An 18,522-nucleotide genomic window follows, 5' to 3' on the forward strand; every position below is an offset into this window, starting at 1 on the left:
CAAGCTTTCCGCCGGTTTCCTGACGGGTATTATTATACCCGCTGCTTCAGGCCCCGTTGATTCAGGCGGGGTGCGCTGCCGACGGCATGCGCGGCAAACATCGCGGCGATCAGGAGCAGCGCGGCGTTGCCTTGGTGCGCGACCGCGACATCGATCTGCACGCCGGTCATCAGCGTCGCGATGCCGAGCATGATCTGGAGCGTGACGAGGCCGACGACGAAGAACCCCGCGCTGCTGCCGGTCTTGGTCGCCTTGACCGCAAGCCAGATCAGCCCGGCGGCGGCGGCGAACGCGAACCAGCGGTGGATGAACTGCACGACGATCGGGTTGTCGACCGCGTTGCTCCAGGCGGGATTGACCATCGGTACGTCCGCGGGGAACAGCCCGTCACCCATCAGTGGCCAGCTTGCAAAGGCATAGCCTGCGTCGAGCCCGGCGGTGAACGCGCCATAGACCAATTGCACGAACAGAAGCGCCAGTGCGAGGATCGCTACAGGTGCGAGGCGGGCAGGGGCGGCGAGCGGATTGCGGTGCAGCGCCATCAGGTCAAGTGCGGTCCACACGATCCCGGCGAGGATCGTCAGCGCGGTCAACAGGTGGACGGCGAGTCGGATGTGGCTGACGTCGGTTCGCACCGACAAGCCCGAGGCAACCATCCACCAGCCGATCGCGCCCTGGAACGCGCCGAGCGCGAGCAGCGCCGACAGCCGCCGGCCGTAGCCGACCGGGATACGCTTGCGCACCGCGAACCAGATCAGCGGCACCGCGAAAACGAGACCGATCACGCGGCCCCACAGCCGATGCAGATATTCCCAGAAGAAGATCGCCTTGAACCCGCCGACCGTCATGTCGGCGTTGAACGCGGCGTATTCGGGGATGCGCTTGTAGGCGTCGAACTCGGCCTGCCATTGCGCGTCGTTGAGCGGCGGGATGATCCCGCTGATCGGCTTCCATTGCGTGATCGACAGCCCCGACTCGGTCAGCCGGGTGATCCCGCCGATGACGACCATCGCGACGATCAAGCCGGCGACCGTGAACAGCCACAGGGCGACGGAACGAGGACGGGCTTTGCTGAGGAAGGCGGCGCTGGGTTGAAGCATGGTAAGGAGATAGTGGTTTGCGCGGCGGGGCGCCATCGGTTCGTGGTGCGCCGTTGCTTCATGTTGCTGGGGGTGGTTCGGTAGAAGCCGGACTGGCGACCGCAGCACGCTAACTCCTTGTTCTCCCGCGAAGGCGGGAGCCCAGACTGGGCTCCCGCCTTCGCGGGAGAACAAGGAGGAGGGAGTGAACCCTTCAAAATCTGGCCTAGCTTGTCGCCAAAATTAGCAATGTAATGTTGTATCCTGTCAACGAGGCGTCTATATCCGACGAACGATGACGCCCTCGGCCACGCATACCCACCGCTTCGCCGGTCTCGATCGTTACGCGATCGGCCTGTCGGGCCTGTGCATGGTGCATTGCTTGGCGACCTCCGTGCTGGTCGCGCTGATGTCGACGGCTGGCGGCTTCCTGCTCGACCCGATCTTCCACGAAGTCGGCCTGACGATCGCGATCGGTCTCGGCGCGCTCGCGCTCGGCCGCGGTGTGCTCAACCACGGCTATATGATGCCTGCCGCGATGGGCGCGCTCGGACTCGGCATCATGGCGGGCGCGATGACGCTTCCGCACGACAGCGGCGGCGGCGAGACGTTGTGGACGATCGTCGGCGTCGGCCTGCTTGCATTCGGCCACGATCTCAACCGCCGCGCGGAAAGCTGAACGGGTTGCTGGAACTCTTCCGGCATCCTACTTCACCCAGCATGGCGCACGCTCACAACCACACCGAACCGCAGGGCGCCGATCTCACCGTCGCAGCACAGACGACGCTCGAAAAGGCTGGCGAGCAATGGACGACGATGCGCGCCAGCGTGTTCGCCGCGCTCGCCAGCTTCGAGAAGCCGGCATCGGCCTACGACATCGCCGAGGCGGTCTCGAAGTCCGAAGGCCGCCGCGTCGCCGCGAACAGCGTGTACCGCATCCTCGACCTGTTCGTCGGCGCGAACCTAGCGCGGCGAGTCGAGAGCGCGAACGCCTATGTCGCCAATGCGCATCCCGATTGCCTGCACGACTGCATATTCCTGGTCTGCGACTCGTGCGGCCAGACCACGCATCTCGACAACGACACGATTACGAAGGGTGTGCGAAACGCGGCGGAGGCTGCAGGCTTCTCCCCGGTTCGCCCGGTGATCGAAGTCCGCGGGCGCTGTGCGGACTGCGAGGCGAAGTAGCCTCGCCACCGTTCAATCCTCCCCCGCCAGGGGGAGGTGGCTGGCGCTTGCCAGACGGAGGGGGAGGAAAGGGCAACCTCTGCTCCGTGTCCTCCCCCTCCGTCACCTTCGGTGCCACCTCCCCCTGGCGGGGGAGGATCAAGTTCTACACTAGATCCTTCCCCATCCGGATCATCGGCACTGGGACCTCGCCCGGCGTCTCGATCCGCTCGATCGGCAGATACCCGCAGGCCCGGTACAGCGGCTCTCCGGCAAGCGTCGCCATCATTTCCGCGCGCGCAAACCCGGCCTCTCGCGCTGCGGCCTCGTAAACCGACAACACTAGCCGCCCGACACCCCGCCGCGTAAAATCCGGATCGGTATACATCGCGCGAATCCGTGCCGCGTCGCGCACCGGATCGAGCAGCGCCGCATCCCGCAACGCCGTACTATGATCGCCCCCATAGAGCGTCGCCCGCCGACTCCATCCGCCACATCCGGCCAGCCGACCGTCCGCCTCGACCAGCAGATACGTCCCGTCCGCGATCAGCTGCGTATCGAGCCCCATCACCGCGCGGCTTGCCTCGACCTGTGCCGGCGTGAGGAAATCCCCCTGCAACGCGCCGATCGAACGAGCCATCAGCGCCGAGATCGCCGGAATATCCGCGGCGACGGCAACACGGTGCGTAAAGTTCATAATTGTGCACTTTCCGAGCGATTTCAGCGCGAATGCTAGCGCAGGACACGGTAACAATCGACACGATACCCGCGCTGCATTAAGCCGGCATGATGGCCGACCTTCCCTCGACACCGCTGCTCGACACCGTTTCGACGCCCGACGACCTCCGCAAGTTGCGCCCGGACCAGCTCCGCCAACTCGCCGACGAACTGCGTACCGAGACGATTTCCGCGGTCGGCACTACCGGCGGGCATCTCGGCTCGGGGCTCGGCGTGGTCGAGCTGACCACCGCGATCCACTATGTCTTCGATACCCCGCGCGACCGGCTTGTGTGGGATGTCGGCCACCAATGCTATCCGCACAAGATCCTCACCGGACGCCGCGATCGCATCCGCACGCTCCGCCAGGGCGGCGGCCTCAGCGGTTTCACCAAGCGTAGCGAGAGCGAATACGATCCGTTCGGCGCGGCGCATTCGTCGACCTCGATCTCGGCCGCGCTCGGCTTTGCGATCGCCAACAAGATCGCGGGGACGCCCGGCAAGGGCATCGCGGTGATCGGCGACGGCGCGATGTCGGCGGGCATGGCGTACGAGGCGATGAACAACGCTGCACAGGCTGGCAACCGCCTGATCGTGATCCTCAACGACAACGACATGTCGATCGCGCCGCCGGTCGGTGGATTGTCGGCGTATCTGAGCCGGATCGTATCGAGTCGCGAATTCCTCGGCTTCCGCGACCTCGCGCGCAAACTCGCCAAGCGGCTGCCACGGCCGATCGCCAGCGGGATGCGCAAGACCGACGAGTTCGCGCGCGGCATGACGATGGGCGGCACGTTGTTCGAGGAACTCGGCTTCTATTATGTCGGCCCGATCGACGGCCACAACCTCGAACACCTGATCCCAGTGCTCGAGAATGTCCGCGATGCGGAGGAGGGCCCGATCCTCGTCCACGTCGTCACCAAGAAGGGCAAGGGCTACGGCCCCGCCGAGGCCGCTGCGGACAAGTATCACGGCGTCCAGAAGTTCGACGTGATCTCCGGCGTGCAGACCAAGGCGCCCCCAGGCCCGCCGCAATACCAGAACGTGTTCGGCGCGCAGCTCGTCGCCGAGGCCGCCAAGGATCCGCGGATCTGCGCGATCACCGCGGCGATGCCATCGGGCACCGGGCTCGACGCGTTCGCCAAGGCGTATCCCGACCGGTTCTTCGACGTAGGCATCGCCGAGCAGCACGGCGTCACCTTCGCCGCCGGGCTCGCCGCGCAGGGGATGCGCCCGTTCTGCGCGATCTACTCGACGTTCCTCCAACGCGCGTACGATCAGGTCGTGCATGACGTCGCGATCCAGAACCTGCCGGTCCGGTTCGCGATCGACCGCGCGGGACTCGTCGGTGCGGATGGCGCGACGCATGCCGGGTCGTTCGACGTTACGTATCTGGCGACGCTGCCGAACTTCGTCGTGATGGCGGCGGCGGACGAGGCCGAGCTGGTCCACATGACTCATACCGCGGCCCAGTACGACACCGGCCCGATCGCGGTCCGCTATCCGCGCGGCAACGGCACCGGCGTTGCGCTGCCGGAGACCCCCGAGCTGCTGGAGATCGGCAAGGGTCGTGTCGTGCGCGAGGGCAAGAAGATCGCGATTTTGTCGCTTGGCACGCGTCTCGAGGAGGCGCTCAAGGCTGCCGAGGTTCTCGAAGCCAAGGGGCTGAGCACGACGGTCGCCGATCTCCGCTTCGCCAAGCCGCTCGACAACGACCTGATCCGCAAGCTGCTGACGACGCACGAAGTCGCGGTGACGATCGAGGAAAATTCGGTCGGCGGGTTCGGCGCGCACGTGCTGACGATGGCGTCTGACGAGGGGTTGATCGACGGCGGTCTGAAGCTGCGCACGCTGCGTTTGCCCGACGTGTATCAGGATCAGGACAAGCCCGAGATCCAGTACGCCGAGGCCGGGCTCGACGCGACGGCGCTGGTGGATACCGTGCTCAAGGCGCTTCGCCACAATTCGGGCGGGGTTGCCGAAGCGCGCGCATGACCGGGCCGATCAAGGGTCTTGTGATCATTGCGCTGGCGGTGGTCGTGATGGTGTCGTTGAATATTGCGATGTGGCGGCGGATGCGGGGTGGCTTGGCGGTGGCGAAGGCTGAGCAGGCGGCTCATCCGGAACTGTTCGATGAGGATGGTACGCGGATTTCTTGAGCGGCCTTTGGTAGCAGCCACCACCCCGGCGAAGGCCGGGGCCCAATTGGTGAGGTCACAGTAACGAAGTACCGCGCTCCGTTAGCGACGTCCCCCAACTGGGCCCCGGCCTTCGCCGGGGTGGTGTATTGTCGGGTGCGTACGGTCAGCCGCCCTAGTAGTGCGTTTGCGCGGCATCCGTTGCGCTGACCGCAAGGATCGACCGCGCCTTGCTTGGCGGCAAAGCCTGCCCCCTGCCATCGCCACTCGCCGCGATGACGCGCTCCAGCAAGTCCTGCCCTTCACGCCACCAGCCGATCCCGCTCGCGGCATTCAGATGCCCTTGCGGCCCGGCATCGACGAAGTGGCTGCCCCAGTCCGCGGCCATGCTATGCGCGCGCTCGGGCGTGACCCAGGGGTCGTCGCTGCTCGCCACCACGATCGATGGGAATGGCAGCGGCGTGCGCGGCGTGGGCGAGAAGCCCTTCAGTTCGGCCTGCGCGCCGCCACGATCGACGTCCGCCGGCGCCACCAGCAACGCGCCCGCTACCGGCCAGCCATAAGGCTGCGGGCTGAGTTCGGCCCACCACGCCACCGCGAGGCAGCCGAGGCTGTGTGCGGCGAGGATCACCGGCGCCTGTGCCTGCCGGATCGCCTCGTCGAGACGCGTCACCCAGGCGTTGCGGTGCGGCGTGTTCCACATGCCGAGTTCGACGCGCACGGTGTCCGGCCGCGCGTCCTCCCACAAAGTCTGCCAATGCGAGGGGCCCGATCCACCAAGGCCGGGCACGGTCAGGATGGTCGGCTGGACGGAATCATACGGTGCGAAACTACCCACAGCGCTTCTCCTTCTCCGAAACCTCGTTCTTCGAGGTCGGGAGCGTGGCCGAAGGGCGCTCTAGGGCACGCCATCCGGTCACGATCCCATGCGCTCAAGATAATCCTACCCGTCCGGTAGGCAATGGCATTGCGGCGAAAGGAAGGCAGCTTGCGGCAATCGGATCGGGCGGCGATAGCGGGCGGATGGTGAAGGTACGTGCAGACCAAATGCTGGTCGACAGGGGGCTGGTCGAGTCGCGGACGCGCGCGCAGGCGCTGATCATGGCGGGCCTCGTGTTCGCGGGGACGAAGAAGGTCGACAAGCCGGGGCAGACGCTCGCGGACGACGTGCAACTCGACGTACGTGGCCGCGATCATCCCTGGGTTTCGCGTGGTGGGATCAAGCTGGCGCACGGCCTTGCGCATTTCGGCTGGGACGTAACCGGCGCGGTCGCGATCGACGTCGGTTCGTCGACCGGCGGCTTCACCGACGTCATGCTGAAGAACGGTGCCGCGAAGGTCTACGCGGTCGACAGCGGGACCAACCAGCTTGCCTGGTCGCTCCGGCAGGATGACCGCGTCATCGTCCACGAGCAGACGAGTGCGCGGATCCTCACGCCTGCGCATATCCCGGAGCCGATCGACCTGATCGTCTGCGATGCGAGCTTCATCGGCTTGGCCAAGGTGCTCGAGCGGCCGATGTCGTTCGCCAAGCCCGATGCGAGGCTGATGGCGCTAGTCAAACCGCAGTTCGAGGCGGGGCGCGGCGAAGTGGGGAAGGGCGGGGTCGTTCGCGATACCGCGATCCACCAGCGCGTCTGCGAAGAGGTCGCGGCGTGGTTGACGGGGCAAGGGTGGAGCGTGGTCGGCGTGGTCGAGAGCCCGATCACGGGGCCAGAGGGCAATGTGGAGTTCCTGATTGCGGCTTTGCATGGGAAGCCGGCTTCTGAACAACGGCTATCGGACGTTCCACGCGAGACCCGATCACCCCCGTCATCCTGACGAAAGTCAGGACCCAGAGCCACAAAGGGCGCGCTCGGTACCCTGGGTCCTGGATTTCATCAGGATGACGGGATAAACAGCGGTCGACGGCAGCCCTCCGTGCCGGAATGAACCACTAGCGGAACGATTCTCCACCAAACTCGGTTTACCGATCGCAAAATGCGCGCCAGGACGAGGCCGCGTAGAGACGGAAGGATGTGTGTGGGCGGTATCGCTTCGAAGGGCCAGTTGAGGATGTCGTTCCTCCGCTGGGCGGTCGTGACCGTGCCCCTGATCCTGCTGCTCGGTTTCGTCTCCGGCCGGTCGGTCAGCGTCGGCAGCGACAATGCCTGGTACATGGCGCTCGCCAAGCCTGCGCTGAACCCGCCGGGCTGGGTATTCCCGGTCGTCTGGACCACGCTCTACATCCTGATCGGGCTCGCGCTCGCGATGATCCTCAACGCCCGCGGCGCGCGGTTGCGTGGGCTCGCCGTAGCGCTGTTCGTCGGCCAGTTCCTGCTCAACCTCGCCTGGACGCCGATGTTCTTCGGCGCGCACAGGATCGGGCTGTCGGTACTGGTTATCGTCGCAATGCTCGCGCTGTCGATCGCCGCGACCTTCGTATTCGCGCGCATCCGCCCCGCCGCGGCGTGGCTGATGGTGCCGTACATGGTGTGGATCAGCTTTGCCGGCGTGCTCGCGTTCAGCATCGGGCAGTTGAACCCCAACGCCGACACTCTTGCGCCCGTCAGCCATACGTCCCAAATGCTGTGACGAAATAGTCTTCCGGGAATTGAAGCCATGCAGTCCGAAAACCGCGTATTCGACGATATCGTCAAGGTTCTGAACGGTGCGGCCGGTACGCTCGCGGGCGTCGGTCGCGAAGCCGGCTCGGGGGCACGTGAACGCGCGCGCGAGTGGCTGGGCGGGCTCGATTTCGTCAGCCGCGAAGAGTTCGACGCGGTCAAGGCGATGGCTGCCGCGGCGCGCGACGAGAACGACGTGTTGAAGGCGCGGCTCGACGCGCTCGAGGCGAAAAGCAAGGCGCAGACGGAAGTCCATGCGCCGTTCGAGGCGTCGGTCGACTGACTTTTCCACAGTTTTCCATAGAAACGGGTTCGATGGGGTTGCCGTGGCGTTTTTGCCTCGGCACCCTTTGTCGTGCGATAAGGACCGCCAGGACCCTATGATGCTCGACCAAGTAGACCACGACCACGAAGACGCCGCCCCGATCGACATGCTCGAAAGCTACTATGCCGCGCATGGCTGGGAGCACGAGCGTCACGACGACGAAATCGTCGCGACCGTCAAGGGAAGCTGGGCGACCTATGAGTTGCGCGCGCTGTGGCGCGAGGACGACAGCGTCCTGCAGTTCCTCGCCTTTCCCGACATCAAGGTCCCCGACGAGCGACGCCTTGCGGTGTACGAGACGATCGGGCTGGTCAACGAACAGCTCTGGATCGGCCATTTCGAGCTTTGGTCGACGAGCGGCATCCTGTTGTTCCGGCACGCCGCGATGGTCGATGGCGGCGACGACGGCACGATGTCGCTCGACGCGGCCGAACTGCTGGTCGAATCGGCGATCGAAGAGTGCGAGCGCTTTTATCCGGTGTTCCAGTTCGTGCTGTGGGGCGGCAAGAGTCCCAAGGATGCGATCGCCGCAGCGCTGATCGAAACCCACGGCGAGGCTTGATGACGGGCTTTCCTGCCGGTCCGCTGTGGCTCATCGGTTGCGGCAACATGGGCGGGGCGATGCTGTGGCGGTGGATTGCCACCGGGCTGAACCCGGCGACCGTGACGGTGATCACGCGGAGCGGGAAGGGGGCGCCAGCCGGCGTCCGCTCGCTGACCGCGTTACCCGACGAAGATGCGCCCGCGACCCTGATGCTGGCGTTGAAGCCGCAGCAGATCGACGCGGCCCAGGCGCTGCTCTCGCCGATGCGAGGCGCGCCAACGCTGTTGCTCTCGATTCTTGCCGGCGTCGACCACGCGGCACTCGCTCAGAGGTTCTCGGCGGAGACGATCGTCCGCGCGATGCCCAATCTGCCGGTCGCGATCGGCAAGGGCGTAACGTCACTGTACGCAGTTGAAGCCCCCGAAGACGCCATTGCGGCGGCGGAAGCCTTTGCAAGGGCGCTGGGGCATCACGAGTGGATCGCGGACGAAGCGCATTTCGACGCGGTGACGGCGCTTGCGGGATGCGGGCCGGGCTTCGTATTCCGCTTTGCCGACGCGCTGGCCAAGGCCGGTGCCGCGCTCGGGTTACCGGCGGATCAGGCGGCGCGGCTCGCGATTGCGACGCTGGAGGGGGCGGCGATCATGGCGGCCGACTCGGACGTATCGCCGGCTGTTCTGGCGGACCGCGTTGCAAGTCCTGGTGGTTCGACTCGCGAAGGCCTGAACGTCCTCGACCGCCACGATGCGCTGATAACGCTGCTCACCGAGACGCTGGCAGCGTCTGAGCGCCGCAACCGCGAAATGGCCGCGGCCGCGCGTTGAAGCGGGACGTAACCGTTACCGTGATCCCGTCATGCGGCCTCGCCAGGATCACGGGGCGGGTCGGACAGGCATGGGACCACCGCCGCGCGCGATTGGCCTAGCGACTACCCGCGCAGGCCGAACACCTGCGAACGATCGCTTTCGGGCACCAAGCCTTCGAGAACCGCCCAGAAGCCGGAAACCGCGCTCTGGCCGGCGCTGGCATAGGCGGCGGCCATCTGGACGCGCGCGGCCTCGAACAATTCGCGCTCCATCGCCGAACCTTCCGCGGTGAGCTTCAACAGTCGCTGGCGACGATCACGCTCGCCGGGGCGCGTCTCGACCAGCTTGCGTTCGGCCAGTTCGTTCAACACCCGGCCAAGCGATTGCTTGGTGATCGCGAGCAGCGACAGCAATTCGCTGACCGTCAGATCGGGTTTGCGCGCAATGAAATACAACGCGCGGTGATGCGCGCGGCCGAGTCCCTGCTCGGCCAGGCCCTGGTCGATCGACCGCGTCAGGTGGCTATAGCCGAAGTACAGCAGCTCCATGCCACGGCGGAGTTCGGGTTCGCGAAGGAACAGGGGCGAAGCGGGAGACGCTGTGGCAGGCATGTTGACCGGTTTAGACATCGCCCGTAGTCGTCGGCAACCCGCCACGAGAGAGATTTTCGATGTCCGCTCCAGCAATTACGTCGCCCTCCGCCTTCCGGCACGAACCGAACGCCACGCCGGTCGAGGCGAACGAGCGCGCGAAGCGGCTGATCGATCCTGGCTTCGGGCGCGTCTTCACCGATCACATGGCGATGATCCGCTACAGCGAGGCCGAGGGCTGGCATGACGCGCGGATCACCGCGCGCGCGCCGCTGTCGATCGACCCGGCGTCGTCGGTGCTGCATTATGCGCAGGAGATCTTCGAGGGGATGAAGGCGTACCGTCTCGCCGATGGCGGGACCGCGCTGTTCCGTCCCGAGGCGAATGCGCGTCGATTCCAGGATTCGGCGCGGCGTCTGGCGATGCCCGAACTGCCCGAAGACCTGTTCCTCGAATCGGTCGAGCGGCTGGTCAAGACCGATGCCAACTGGATTCCGGAAAGCGACGGCGGCGCGTTGTATCTCCGCCCGTTCATGTTCGCGTCCGAAGTGTTCCTCGGCGTGAAGCCGTCGGCGGAATATCTCTACATGGTACTCGCCTCGTCGGTCGGCGCGTATTTCAAGGGCGGGGCGCCGACCGTGTCGATCTGGGTGAGCCAGCAATACACGCGCGCCGCGCAGGGCGGCACCGGCGCGGCCAAGTGCGGCGGCAATTACGCGGCCAGCCTGCTCGCGCAGTCCGAGGCGATCCGCAACGGCTGCGACCAGGTCGTCTTCCTCGACGCGGCCGAGCGTCGCTGGGTCGAGGAACTCGGCGGGATGAACATCTTCTTCGTGTTCGACGACGGCAGCATGGCGACCCCCGCGCTGACCGGCACGATCCTGCCCGGCATCACGCGCGATTCGATCAGCACGCTCGCGCGGGCGCAGGGCATCGAGGTGCGCGAGGAAGGGTATACGATCGACCAGTGGCGTGCCGACGCCGCGAGTGGTCGCCTTGTCGAGGCGTTCGCGTGCGGCACTGCGGCGGTGGTGACGCCGATCGGCACGGTGGCAAGTCCGGAGGGTCGCTTCACGATCGGCAGCGGCGCGCCAGGAGCCCTGACCATGCGGATGCGCGACGCGCTCGTGTCGATCCAGCGCGGGACGGCGCCGGACGACAACAACTGGCTGCATCATCTCGCCGATTGACGCGCGGAAGGGCTTTTCAGACGCCGCCGCCCCGCTATAAGGCCGCCTCTGTTGGGGCGTCGCCAAGTGGTAAGGCAGCGGCTTTTGATGCCGCCATGCGCAGGTTCGAACCCTGCCGCCCCAGCCAGGTCTCAGCTTCGTGATCGATCGAACGGGCGAACCCCGGTCCGTCGGCCGCAGCGTCCGGCCTCGACCAGGCCGACGGGCTCAACGGATCGCGATCTTCGCGACTGGCATGGGCTATCGTCGTAAAAGCGGTGCGCGCGTGTCGTACACTTACCCTCGTTCGGCAACGCGCGCCGCGCCATGCTCGCTATCAGGCGAAGATGTCGGCGAGCCGGTCGGCGTCGGGGCCTTCCTTCCAGTCGCGCAATTCGATGAAGAGCGATGCGCCGACCGTCGTGAACCAGGTCAGCACGACCGTCGATACGATCGACTGCAGCAGCTGGAAGACCAACGATGGCTGCGTCGGGATCGGCATCCGGACCTGGCCACCGCCGGTAAGTGCGCCTAGCGAGCCGTAGCCGGCGACGCTCGCGACCCCGACTGCCATCGAGACGAGCAGGTAGATGACGAACGCCAGCAGCAGGATGCCGAACACATGCCACCGCGCCCCTTTGGTCAGAGCACGGCTGCGGCCGAAGGCACCGAACACACCCGGACGCTCCGCGACGATCGCGGGCAGCGATACCGACCACATCACTGCGAGCATGATCCCCGGCACCACCAGGAACATCATGCCTGCCGATATGCCGAGCGTGAACAGCATGTAGACCGCGAAGAGCGGCAGGCACCGCGATACACCGACCCGCAGCATTTCGCGCGGGTTCGCCGGTCGGCCCTCGTCGTGCGCGACCGTCGCCTGGACCAGCGCGCCGCTGGCGATCAGCCACAGCAAGCCGACGACGATCCCATAGAGTCCAGCCAGCGCATATGACCCCGCGCGAATGTTATCGAACACCGCGGCGCTCAGGCCGATCTGTCCCAGCAGCAGCTGCGGCAGCGCGATCAAGGCAAAACTGGTGCCGAGCGTTGCCAGCGGATTGTCCTTGATGACGTTCGCGCTTCGCCCGAACACATTGCCCACGGAAATTCCGCGGCTTCCTCCAATGCCCGGATCGACGGTAGTACGGCTGGCCATTGTTTTTCCCCCAAGTCCCTGCTCACGATGGTGGCAAGCGAACTTGCCGCTGTCCAGTTCGATGATGTCGCCCCAGGTGAGAACGGCGAATGGTGGATTGCACGGGTGGCCGATCCGGCTAAGTCAGGGACGGGGACAGCGTCGCGGACCGCTGGGAGGGTATCATCGGGGCTTCAGGACACGATCCGGCGGCGGGGGCCGATCGACTGGCTGCGGCCCATGCCGCGCTCCGGGCCGATCCGTCTATCCAGTTCACTTTGACGCGTCCGCCGGTGCCGCCCGAGCCACCGGCATGGCTTAAAACGCTGGGACGTTGGCTTGCCGACCTTTTCAGGCCGATCGGGCGGCTTTTGCGCTGGATTTCGAGCCTCATGCCCGATGCACCCTATGCCCGCATCCTCTTGTGGACCCTGCTGGCGGGAGTCGCGGCGGCGGTGGTCTTGATGGTCGTCGAGCGCATCCGGTCGGGCGAATGGCGGCTTCCTGCGCGACGGCGACGCGCCGGTCCGACGCCCGACGCGAATGAGGACGAGTGGGTGCCAGACGCGGCCCCGGCGCGGGCATGGCTGCGCGAGGCGGACCGGCTCGCCGCCGAGGGCCGCCATGCCGAGGCGATCCACTATCTGCTGTTCCATTCGATCGACGACATCGCCCGGCGGCGCCCGGCGCTGCGGCGCCCGTCGTTGACCAGCCGCGAACTCGCGTCGGCGCCGCTGTTGCCGGCGTCGGTCCGGCCGCTGTTCGCGAGCATCGCCGGGCTGGTCGAGCGGAGCCTGTTCGGCGGGCGCCTGGTCACGGACGCGGATTGGCAGACCGCTCGCACGGCCTATGCCGACCTTGCATTGCCGGGACGGTGGGCCGCGTGAGCGAGGTGGCGATCAGCCGCGCGGGCGGCGCGGACCGGGTATTCTCGCCGCTGACGGTGGCGTTGTTGCTGATCGTCGGCTTGATCGGGTTCGCGGGATCGCTGCTGTTGGGGGCGTATGCGCCCGATCTGAACTCGGGACGGAATGCCGGATCGCATGCTTTGTCCAACGCTGCGACCGGATATGCCGGGATCGTCGAGCTGGCACGCGCGACCGGACGCCATCCGCGCGTGCTGCGGGCCGAGGAGGCGTGGAATACCGAGGATCTGGTCGTCGCCACGCCCGAGCACGGCGCGATCGACATGACCAAGTTCATGGCGGCGCGGCGCAATCGGGCGACGCTGATCGTGCTGCCGAAATGGGCGACGATCGCGGACGACGAGACGAGCGGCTGGGTGGACGTTGGCGGGCTGTTGCCGGCGTTCGACCCCGCCAGCATTTTCGCACCTGCCACGGTGATGACCGTTACCCGTCGGCCGAGCGGAGCGCGCGCGCTGCACGCGGTCCGCTGGGCGCCGTCGTCGCTCGCGGTGTCCGCGCCGCGGCCGTTGCAGACGGTGGCCTCGGCAACGCTGATCCCCTTGATCACCGACGATGCGGGGCGGATCGTGCTCGGACAGTTCCGTCGCACCAACACGTACATCCTCGCCGACCCAGATCTCCTCGACAATCACGGCATTCGTCGCCTGGACCATGCCCGAGCCGCGCTCGACCTGCTCGATTTCGTCAATGCCACCGGCGCACATGGCATCGCGTTCGACGTGTCGCTGAATGGCCTGGGCGTTGGACGCAGCCCGTTGAAGCTCGCCTTCGAACCCCCGTTCCTCGCGATGACGCTGGCGATCGTTGCCGCGTTGGCGTTGGTCGCGTGGCAGGCGCTGGTCCGCTTCGGCACGGCGCAACCGCGAACGCGCGCGATCGCGTTCGGCAAGACCGCACTGATCGACAACAGCGCGATGATCGTCCGCAAGGCGGGGCGCGAAGGAATGCTGGGCGAACGCTATGCCGTGCTGATCCGTGAGCGGGCGCGGACGATCTTCGGCGTTCCCGCGAAACTGACCGACGACGAAGCCGATCGCTACCTCGACAAGCTTGGGGGCACGACGCAGTTCAGCGCGCTGGTTGCAGACGCGGGGCGCGCCGAACATCGCACCGACATGCTCGCAGCGGCGCAGGCGCTGTACCGATGGCAACAGGAGAAGACACAGTGACGGTAGAAGAGGTTCAGGCACTCGGGCAGGCGATCCGTGCCGAGATCGGCAAGGCCGTGATCGGGCACGACGACACCGTCGACCTGCTGCTGGTCGCGCTGTTCGCCGGGGGGCATATCCTGCTGGAAGGGCCGCCGGGTACGGCCAAGACGTTGCTCGCCCACGCGTTCGCCAGGACCGTCGGGCTCGAGTTCGGTCGTATCCAGTTCACCCCGGACCTGATGCCGGGCGATATCATCGGCGCAAATCTGTTCAACTTCCAGACATCGACCTTCACGCTCACGCGAGGCCCGATCTTCACCGAATTGCTGCTGGCGGACGAGATCAACCGTACCTCGCCCAAGACGCAGGCGGCGCTGCTCGAAGCGATGCAGGAGCGCACCGTCACGATCGATGGCGAGAGCCTGGCACTGAGCAATCGCTTCACCGTCGTCGCGACGCAGAACCCGATCGAGCAGCAGGGCGTCTATCCGCTGCCCGAGGCGCAGCTCGACCGGTTCCTGTTCAAGCAGACGGTGTCCTATCCGACTGCGGAGGAGGAGCGGCGGATCGTCGCGGATCACGGCGCGCGATCGACCGCGATGTCGCCCGCAAACTGGGGTGTCGAAGCGCGCGCCGACGCGGCGACGATCGATGCGGCGGTCGCGACTGTCGCAAACGTGCGGCTGGTGGACGAGGTCATCGACTATATCGTCGCACTGGTCCGCGGCACGCGCGACGTGGCCGATCTGGAAAGCGGCGCCTCGCCGCGCGCGGGTGCGATGCTGGCCGGGGCCGCGCGGGCACGGGCGGCGTTGGACGGCCGCGACTTCGTCATCCCGGACGACGTGAAGACACTGGCGCCCGCGTTGCTGCGCCACCGGTTGATCCTGTCGCCCGCGGCGGAAATCGGCGGGCGGGCGATCGAGGACGTCGTCGCGCAGATCATCGAGACGATCGAGGCGCCGCGTTGATCTATCCGACTCGCATGGCGGTGCTGGCGGCGGCGATCGGAATACCGGTCACGCTGCTGGTCGCGATGCTGTTTCCGGCGACCTGGTATGCGGGGCTCGGCTGGCCGCTGGCTGTGTTGGCGCTCGTGGTCGTCGACGCCGTGCTCGGCCGTGCGCGGGCGCAAGTTGTGCTGGCGCTGCCGCGGTCGGCTGCGGTCGGTATCCCCCTTACGGTGCCGATCACGGTCGAGATCGAGGCGCGACGGTCGGTCAGCGCGGTACAGGTTGCGCTGGCGCCCGATCCATTGCTGGCGTTTGCCGACGCCGCGCCATTGGACGTCGCGCTGGTTGCGGGCCGGGGATCTGGGACGATCGCGCTGACCCCGCAGCGGCGCGGAACGGCGCGGCTCGGCAGGTTCTGGGTGCGCTGGGCGGGGCCACTGGGTCTTGCGTGGCGTCAGGCGCGGATCGACGAGGACCGGACATTACCGATCCTGCCCGATATCGAGCCGGTGCGTCGGCATGGCGCGCAGGTGTTTCAGCGCCATGCGGTGCAAGGCCTGCTGGCGCAAAGCGATCGCGGCGACGGTACCGACTTCGACGCGCTGGTCGAGTTCCGGTCTGGCGTGGACCGGCGTGCGATCGATTGGAAACAATCCGCGCGACACAGGAAGCTGTACGCCAAGGAGTATCGCACCGAGCGCAACAGCCAGATCGTGTTCGCGATCGATTCCGGGCGGCAGATGTCGGAACCGGTCGACGGCATCCCGCGCGTCGATCGGGCAGTATCGGCGGCGCTGCTGGCCGGGTGGCTCGCCCTGAAGCTCGGCGACCGCGTGGCGCTCCATGCGTTCGATTCACGACCGCGGTTGGCCAGCGGTTTCATCGGCGGATCGGGGGCGTTCACCGAACTTCAGCACCTCGCCGCCGGGATCGACTATAGCGGTGACGAGACCAACTACACCTTCGCTCTGACCACCTTGGCGGCACGGCTGAAGCGCCGGTCGATGATCGTGCTGTTCACCGAATTCACCGATCCCATCTCCGCCGACTTCATGGTCAAGGCGGTCGCGCGATTGCTCAAGACCCATCTCGTGCTGATCGTCGTCCTGCGCGACGACGAGTTGGAGACGATCGTCGATCGCGCGCCTGAACGCGCCGCCGACGTGACCCGCGCGGTGACGGCAGCGGCCTTGTTGCGCGATCGCCGGCTGGTGCTGCTGCGCCTGCGCCATCTGGGCGTCCATGTCATCGAGAGCCCGTACGATCAGGTCGCCGAGCGGCTGGTCGAAGGCTATGTCGACCTGAAGCGGAGGAGCCTGTTGTGAGCGCGTTCGTCGATATCGCACCGCCGTTGCTCAACGCCAGCCGCTTCCGCGCCGTGCATGAGGTGGACTGGACGCGGCTGGAAGGTCTGCTCGCGCGGATCGAGAAGCGCTCGGTTCGCGTGCTGTCCGACGACGATCTGCTGGCGTTGCCGCTGCTGTACCGTTCCACGCTGTCGTCGTTGTCGGTGGCGCGCGAGACATCGCTCGACCGCGCGCTGGTGGCATATCTCGAGCAATTGTGCACGCGTGCGTATTTCCAGCTCTATGGTGTTTCGGACTCCGCGTGGCGGGATCTGGGACGGTTCTTCACCAGGGGATGGCCGGGCGCGGTCGCTTCGCTGTGGCGCGAGACGCTGGTCATGGCGTTCCTGACGGTCGCGGGTGCGATCGCGGCCTATATGCTCGTTCGGGCCGATCCGTCCTGGTATGCCGGGATCGTCCCTCCGGGCATGGCGGGCGGGCGCGATCCCGGTGCGTCGGCGGAGTCGCTGCGGGTAACGCTGTACCATAGCAACGAAGACGGGCTGGGCGTGTTCGCGAGCTTCCTGTTCGGCCACAACGCACAGATCGCTATCTTCGCCTTCGCGCTAGGTTTCGCGTTCGTCGTGCCGACGGCGTTGCTGATCTTCTACAACGGGCTGATGCTCGGCGCGATGATCGCGGTGTTCGCCAGCAAGGGGCTGGGGCCGAACTTCCTTGCCTGGCTGGCGATCCACGGGACGACCGAACTGTTCGCGGTCATGATCGCCGGTGCGGCCGGGATGCGGATCGGCACCGCCATCGCCTTTCCCGGAAGGCTGGAACGGATGGAGGCAGTGGTTGCCGCCGGCCGCACTGCCGCGGTCGCCACGGCGGGCGTGGTGCTGATGCTGGCGGTCGCGGCGATCCTGGAGGGCGTCGGTCGGCAAGTGGTGACCGGCGACCTGACGCGCATGGCGATCGGTGCGGCGATGCTCGCCGCATGGCTGGTCTATTATTATGGCATCGGGAGGCGTCATGCGAACCGCTCGCCGGACTAAGGCGCCCGTCGCGGGACGTCGCAGCTTCGTCACGCCCGAGGGGGTCGACCTTCAGCTCGAACTGGGCGGAGCGGGAACGCGTGCTGCGGCGTTCCTGATCGATGTCACGCTTATGCTGGTTGTGATGGTCGCGGTGACGGCCGCATTGTTCGCGCTGGATCAGGCCACCCGTGCGGACATCGCCAAGATACTGTGGTTGATCGGCGCCTTCGTGTTGCGGAACGGCTGGTTCGTGCTGTTCGAGATGGGCGGGCGCGGCGCGACGCCGGGCAAGCGGCTGATGCGATTGCGCGTGGTCGCGCGCGATGGCGCGCGGTTGACCGCGGGGGCGGTGCTGGCGCGCAACGCGATGCGTGAGATCGAGGTGTTTCTGCCGCTTTCGTTCCTGGGTGCGCAGGCGGCGGCGGGAACCGCGGATGCGTTCCTGACCATCTTCGCGTTGCTGTGGACCGGTATCTTCCTGTTCTTCCCGCTGTTCAACCGCGACCGGTTGCGCATCGGCGATCTGGTCGCCGGGACCTGGGTCGTGCAGACCGCGGTCCGAAGGCTTGCCGCCGATCTCGCGCCGACCAACGATCGGCCGCGACACGTCTTCTCGGAAACGGCGCTTGCACTGTACGGGATCTACGAATTGCAGGCTCTGGAAGATGTGATCCGCGGCGGTGACGACCTCGCCCGGATTACCGTCGCGGCGGCGATCCGGCGCAAGGCGGGCCTCGCCGACGACGGCGACGATGACGGCTTCCTCGCCGACTATTATGCCGCGCTCTGCGCTAGGTTGGAGAGCGGACTGCTGGTAGGCCACCGTCGGCTCGACAAGCGCGCCGACGGCGGCCTGCGCGATTGACGCAGCGCTGTAGACT

The 18,522-nt window shown here is 66.6% G+C and carries 21 protein-coding genes and 1 tRNA gene; 17 read left to right on the forward strand and 5 right to left on the reverse strand.

From position 1 onward, the window contains the following. Positions 1 to 32: 32 nt before the first annotated feature. Positions 33 to 1,100, reverse strand: coding sequence for a COX15/CtaA family protein (locus tag O6Y00_RS08660; protein WP_353442170.1), 1,068 nt, complete (start codon positions 1,098 to 1,100; stop codon positions 33 to 35). Between the two features lie 274 nt (positions 1,101 to 1,374). Here O6Y00_RS08660 and O6Y00_RS08665 point away from each other — a divergent pair, with 274 nt between their 5' ends. Continuing rightward, positions 1,375 to 1,758: a MerC domain-containing protein gene (locus O6Y00_RS08665; RefSeq protein ID WP_056047781.1), complete on the forward strand. Its 384-nt coding sequence runs from the start codon at positions 1,375 to 1,377 to the stop codon at positions 1,756 to 1,758. 41 nt (positions 1,759 to 1,799) lie between these two features. Next, complete coding sequence (locus O6Y00_RS08670) at positions 1,800 to 2,267, forward strand: Fur family transcriptional regulator (protein ID WP_353442171.1); 468 nt, start codon at positions 1,800 to 1,802, stop codon at positions 2,265 to 2,267. 145 nt (positions 2,268 to 2,412) lie between these two features. Here O6Y00_RS08670 and O6Y00_RS08675 read toward each other — a convergent pair whose 3' ends face one another. After that, positions 2,413 to 2,943: a GNAT family N-acetyltransferase gene (locus O6Y00_RS08675; protein WP_353442172.1), complete on the reverse strand. Its 531-nt coding sequence runs from the start codon at positions 2,941 to 2,943 to the stop codon at positions 2,413 to 2,415. A gap of 92 nt (positions 2,944 to 3,035) precedes the next feature. On the opposite strand from O6Y00_RS08675, the gene dxs reads away from it, so the two are divergent. Next, positions 3,036 to 4,958, forward strand: coding sequence for a 1-deoxy-D-xylulose-5-phosphate synthase (gene dxs / locus O6Y00_RS08680; RefSeq protein WP_353442173.1), 1,923 nt, complete (start codon positions 3,036 to 3,038; stop codon positions 4,956 to 4,958). Then, positions 4,955 to 5,122 (forward strand): hypothetical protein, encoded by a 168-nt coding sequence (locus O6Y00_RS08685; protein ID WP_353442174.1) that lies wholly within the window; start codon positions 4,955 to 4,957, stop codon positions 5,120 to 5,122. Before dxs ends, O6Y00_RS08685 begins: the two co-directional genes overlap by 4 nt. A gap of 154 nt (positions 5,123 to 5,276) precedes the next feature. On the opposite strand, the gene O6Y00_RS08690 is transcribed toward O6Y00_RS08685, so the two are convergent. Continuing rightward, positions 5,277 to 5,939: an RBBP9/YdeN family alpha/beta hydrolase gene (locus O6Y00_RS08690; protein WP_353442175.1), complete on the reverse strand. Its 663-nt coding sequence runs from the start codon at positions 5,937 to 5,939 to the stop codon at positions 5,277 to 5,279. A 185-nt stretch (positions 5,940 to 6,124) separates the two neighbouring features. On the opposite strand from O6Y00_RS08690, the gene O6Y00_RS08695 reads away from it, so the two are divergent. The 5 genes from O6Y00_RS08695 (at position 6,125) to O6Y00_RS08715 (ending at position 9,400) form a co-directional block, all read left to right on the forward strand. Next, positions 6,125 to 6,922 carry a TlyA family RNA methyltransferase gene (locus O6Y00_RS08695; protein WP_353442176.1) on the forward strand — a complete coding sequence of 266 codons (798 nt, stop codon included), beginning with the start codon at positions 6,125 to 6,127 and terminating at the stop codon, positions 6,920 to 6,922. Between the two features lie 195 nt (positions 6,923 to 7,117). Further along, the gene (locus tag O6Y00_RS08700) at positions 7,118 to 7,675 is read left to right on the forward strand and encodes a TspO/MBR family protein (protein WP_353442178.1); all 558 of its coding nucleotides are present in this window, start codon (positions 7,118 to 7,120) and stop codon (positions 7,673 to 7,675) included. Positions 7,676 to 7,702: 27 nt separating this feature from the next. Continuing rightward, positions 7,703 to 7,990: an accessory factor UbiK family protein gene (locus tag O6Y00_RS08705; RefSeq protein WP_353442179.1), complete on the forward strand. Its 288-nt coding sequence runs from the start codon at positions 7,703 to 7,705 to the stop codon at positions 7,988 to 7,990. Between the two features lie 97 nt (positions 7,991 to 8,087). Beyond that, positions 8,088 to 8,594: a YbjN domain-containing protein gene (locus O6Y00_RS08710; protein ID WP_435368602.1), complete on the forward strand. Its 507-nt coding sequence runs from the start codon at positions 8,088 to 8,090 to the stop codon at positions 8,592 to 8,594. Continuing rightward, positions 8,594 to 9,400 carry a pyrroline-5-carboxylate reductase family protein gene (locus O6Y00_RS08715; protein ID WP_353442181.1) on the forward strand — a complete coding sequence of 269 codons (807 nt, stop codon included), beginning with the start codon at positions 8,594 to 8,596 and terminating at the stop codon, positions 9,398 to 9,400. The genes O6Y00_RS08710 and O6Y00_RS08715 overlap by 1 nt, the downstream gene beginning before the upstream one ends. Before the next feature lie 104 nt (positions 9,401 to 9,504). Here the strand turns inward: O6Y00_RS08715 and O6Y00_RS08720 are convergent, their stop codons facing one another. Next, positions 9,505 to 9,993: a MarR family winged helix-turn-helix transcriptional regulator gene (locus tag O6Y00_RS08720; RefSeq protein ID WP_353442182.1), complete on the reverse strand. Its 489-nt coding sequence runs from the start codon at positions 9,991 to 9,993 to the stop codon at positions 9,505 to 9,507. Positions 9,994 to 10,052: 59 nt separating this feature from the next. Between O6Y00_RS08720 and O6Y00_RS08725 the strand changes: the two genes are divergently transcribed. Both O6Y00_RS08725 and O6Y00_RS08730 read left to right on the forward strand, forming a co-directional pair. Then, a complete protein-coding gene (locus tag O6Y00_RS08725) occupies positions 10,053 to 11,162 on the forward strand; it encodes a branched-chain amino acid aminotransferase (RefSeq protein WP_353442183.1) in 1,110 nt (369 codons plus the stop codon). A gap of 52 nt (positions 11,163 to 11,214) precedes the next feature. Further along, a tRNA-Gln gene (locus O6Y00_RS08730) sits at positions 11,215 to 11,289 on the forward strand. Positions 11,290 to 11,478: 189 nt separating this feature from the next. Here O6Y00_RS08730 and O6Y00_RS08735 read toward each other — a convergent pair. Continuing rightward, positions 11,479 to 12,303, reverse strand: a complete 825-nt coding sequence (locus O6Y00_RS08735; protein WP_353442184.1) for a hypothetical protein — start codon at positions 12,301 to 12,303, stop codon at positions 11,479 to 11,481. Between the two features lie 257 nt (positions 12,304 to 12,560). Between O6Y00_RS08735 and O6Y00_RS08740 the strand changes: the two genes are divergently transcribed. The 6 genes from O6Y00_RS08740 to O6Y00_RS08765 are packed head-to-tail and all read left to right on the forward strand — an operon-like array spanning position 12,561 to position 18,506. Beyond that, positions 12,561 to 13,169 (forward strand): DUF4129 domain-containing protein, encoded by a 609-nt coding sequence (locus O6Y00_RS08740; protein WP_353442185.1) that lies wholly within the window; start codon positions 12,561 to 12,563, stop codon positions 13,167 to 13,169. Continuing rightward, a complete protein-coding gene (locus O6Y00_RS08745; RefSeq protein WP_353442186.1) occupies positions 13,157 to 14,380 on the forward strand; it encodes a hypothetical protein in 1,224 nt (407 codons plus the stop codon). The genes O6Y00_RS08740 and O6Y00_RS08745 overlap by 13 nt, the downstream gene beginning before the upstream one ends. Beyond that, positions 14,377 to 15,333, forward strand: coding sequence for an AAA family ATPase (locus O6Y00_RS08750; protein WP_353442187.1), 957 nt, complete (start codon positions 14,377 to 14,379; stop codon positions 15,331 to 15,333). Before O6Y00_RS08745 ends, O6Y00_RS08750 begins: the two co-directional genes overlap by 4 nt. Further along, positions 15,330 to 16,640: a DUF58 domain-containing protein gene (locus tag O6Y00_RS08755; protein ID WP_353442188.1), complete on the forward strand. Its 1,311-nt coding sequence runs from the start codon at positions 15,330 to 15,332 to the stop codon at positions 16,638 to 16,640. The genes O6Y00_RS08750 and O6Y00_RS08755 overlap by 4 nt, the downstream gene beginning before the upstream one ends. Next, positions 16,637 to 17,659, forward strand: a complete 1,023-nt coding sequence (locus O6Y00_RS08760; protein WP_353442189.1) for a stage II sporulation protein M — start codon at positions 16,637 to 16,639, stop codon at positions 17,657 to 17,659. Before O6Y00_RS08755 ends, O6Y00_RS08760 begins: the two co-directional genes overlap by 4 nt. Beyond that, positions 17,637 to 18,506, forward strand: a complete 870-nt coding sequence (locus tag O6Y00_RS08765) for an RDD family protein (protein WP_353442191.1) — start codon at positions 17,637 to 17,639, stop codon at positions 18,504 to 18,506. The genes O6Y00_RS08760 and O6Y00_RS08765 overlap by 23 nt, the downstream gene beginning before the upstream one ends. Positions 18,507 to 18,522 lie beyond the last annotated feature (16 nt).

Origin of the sequence: Sphingomonas faeni (assembly GCF_040407565.1) — a bacterium.
Taxonomy (GTDB): Bacteria; Pseudomonadota; Alphaproteobacteria; order Sphingomonadales; family Sphingomonadaceae; genus Sphingomonas; species Sphingomonas faeni_F.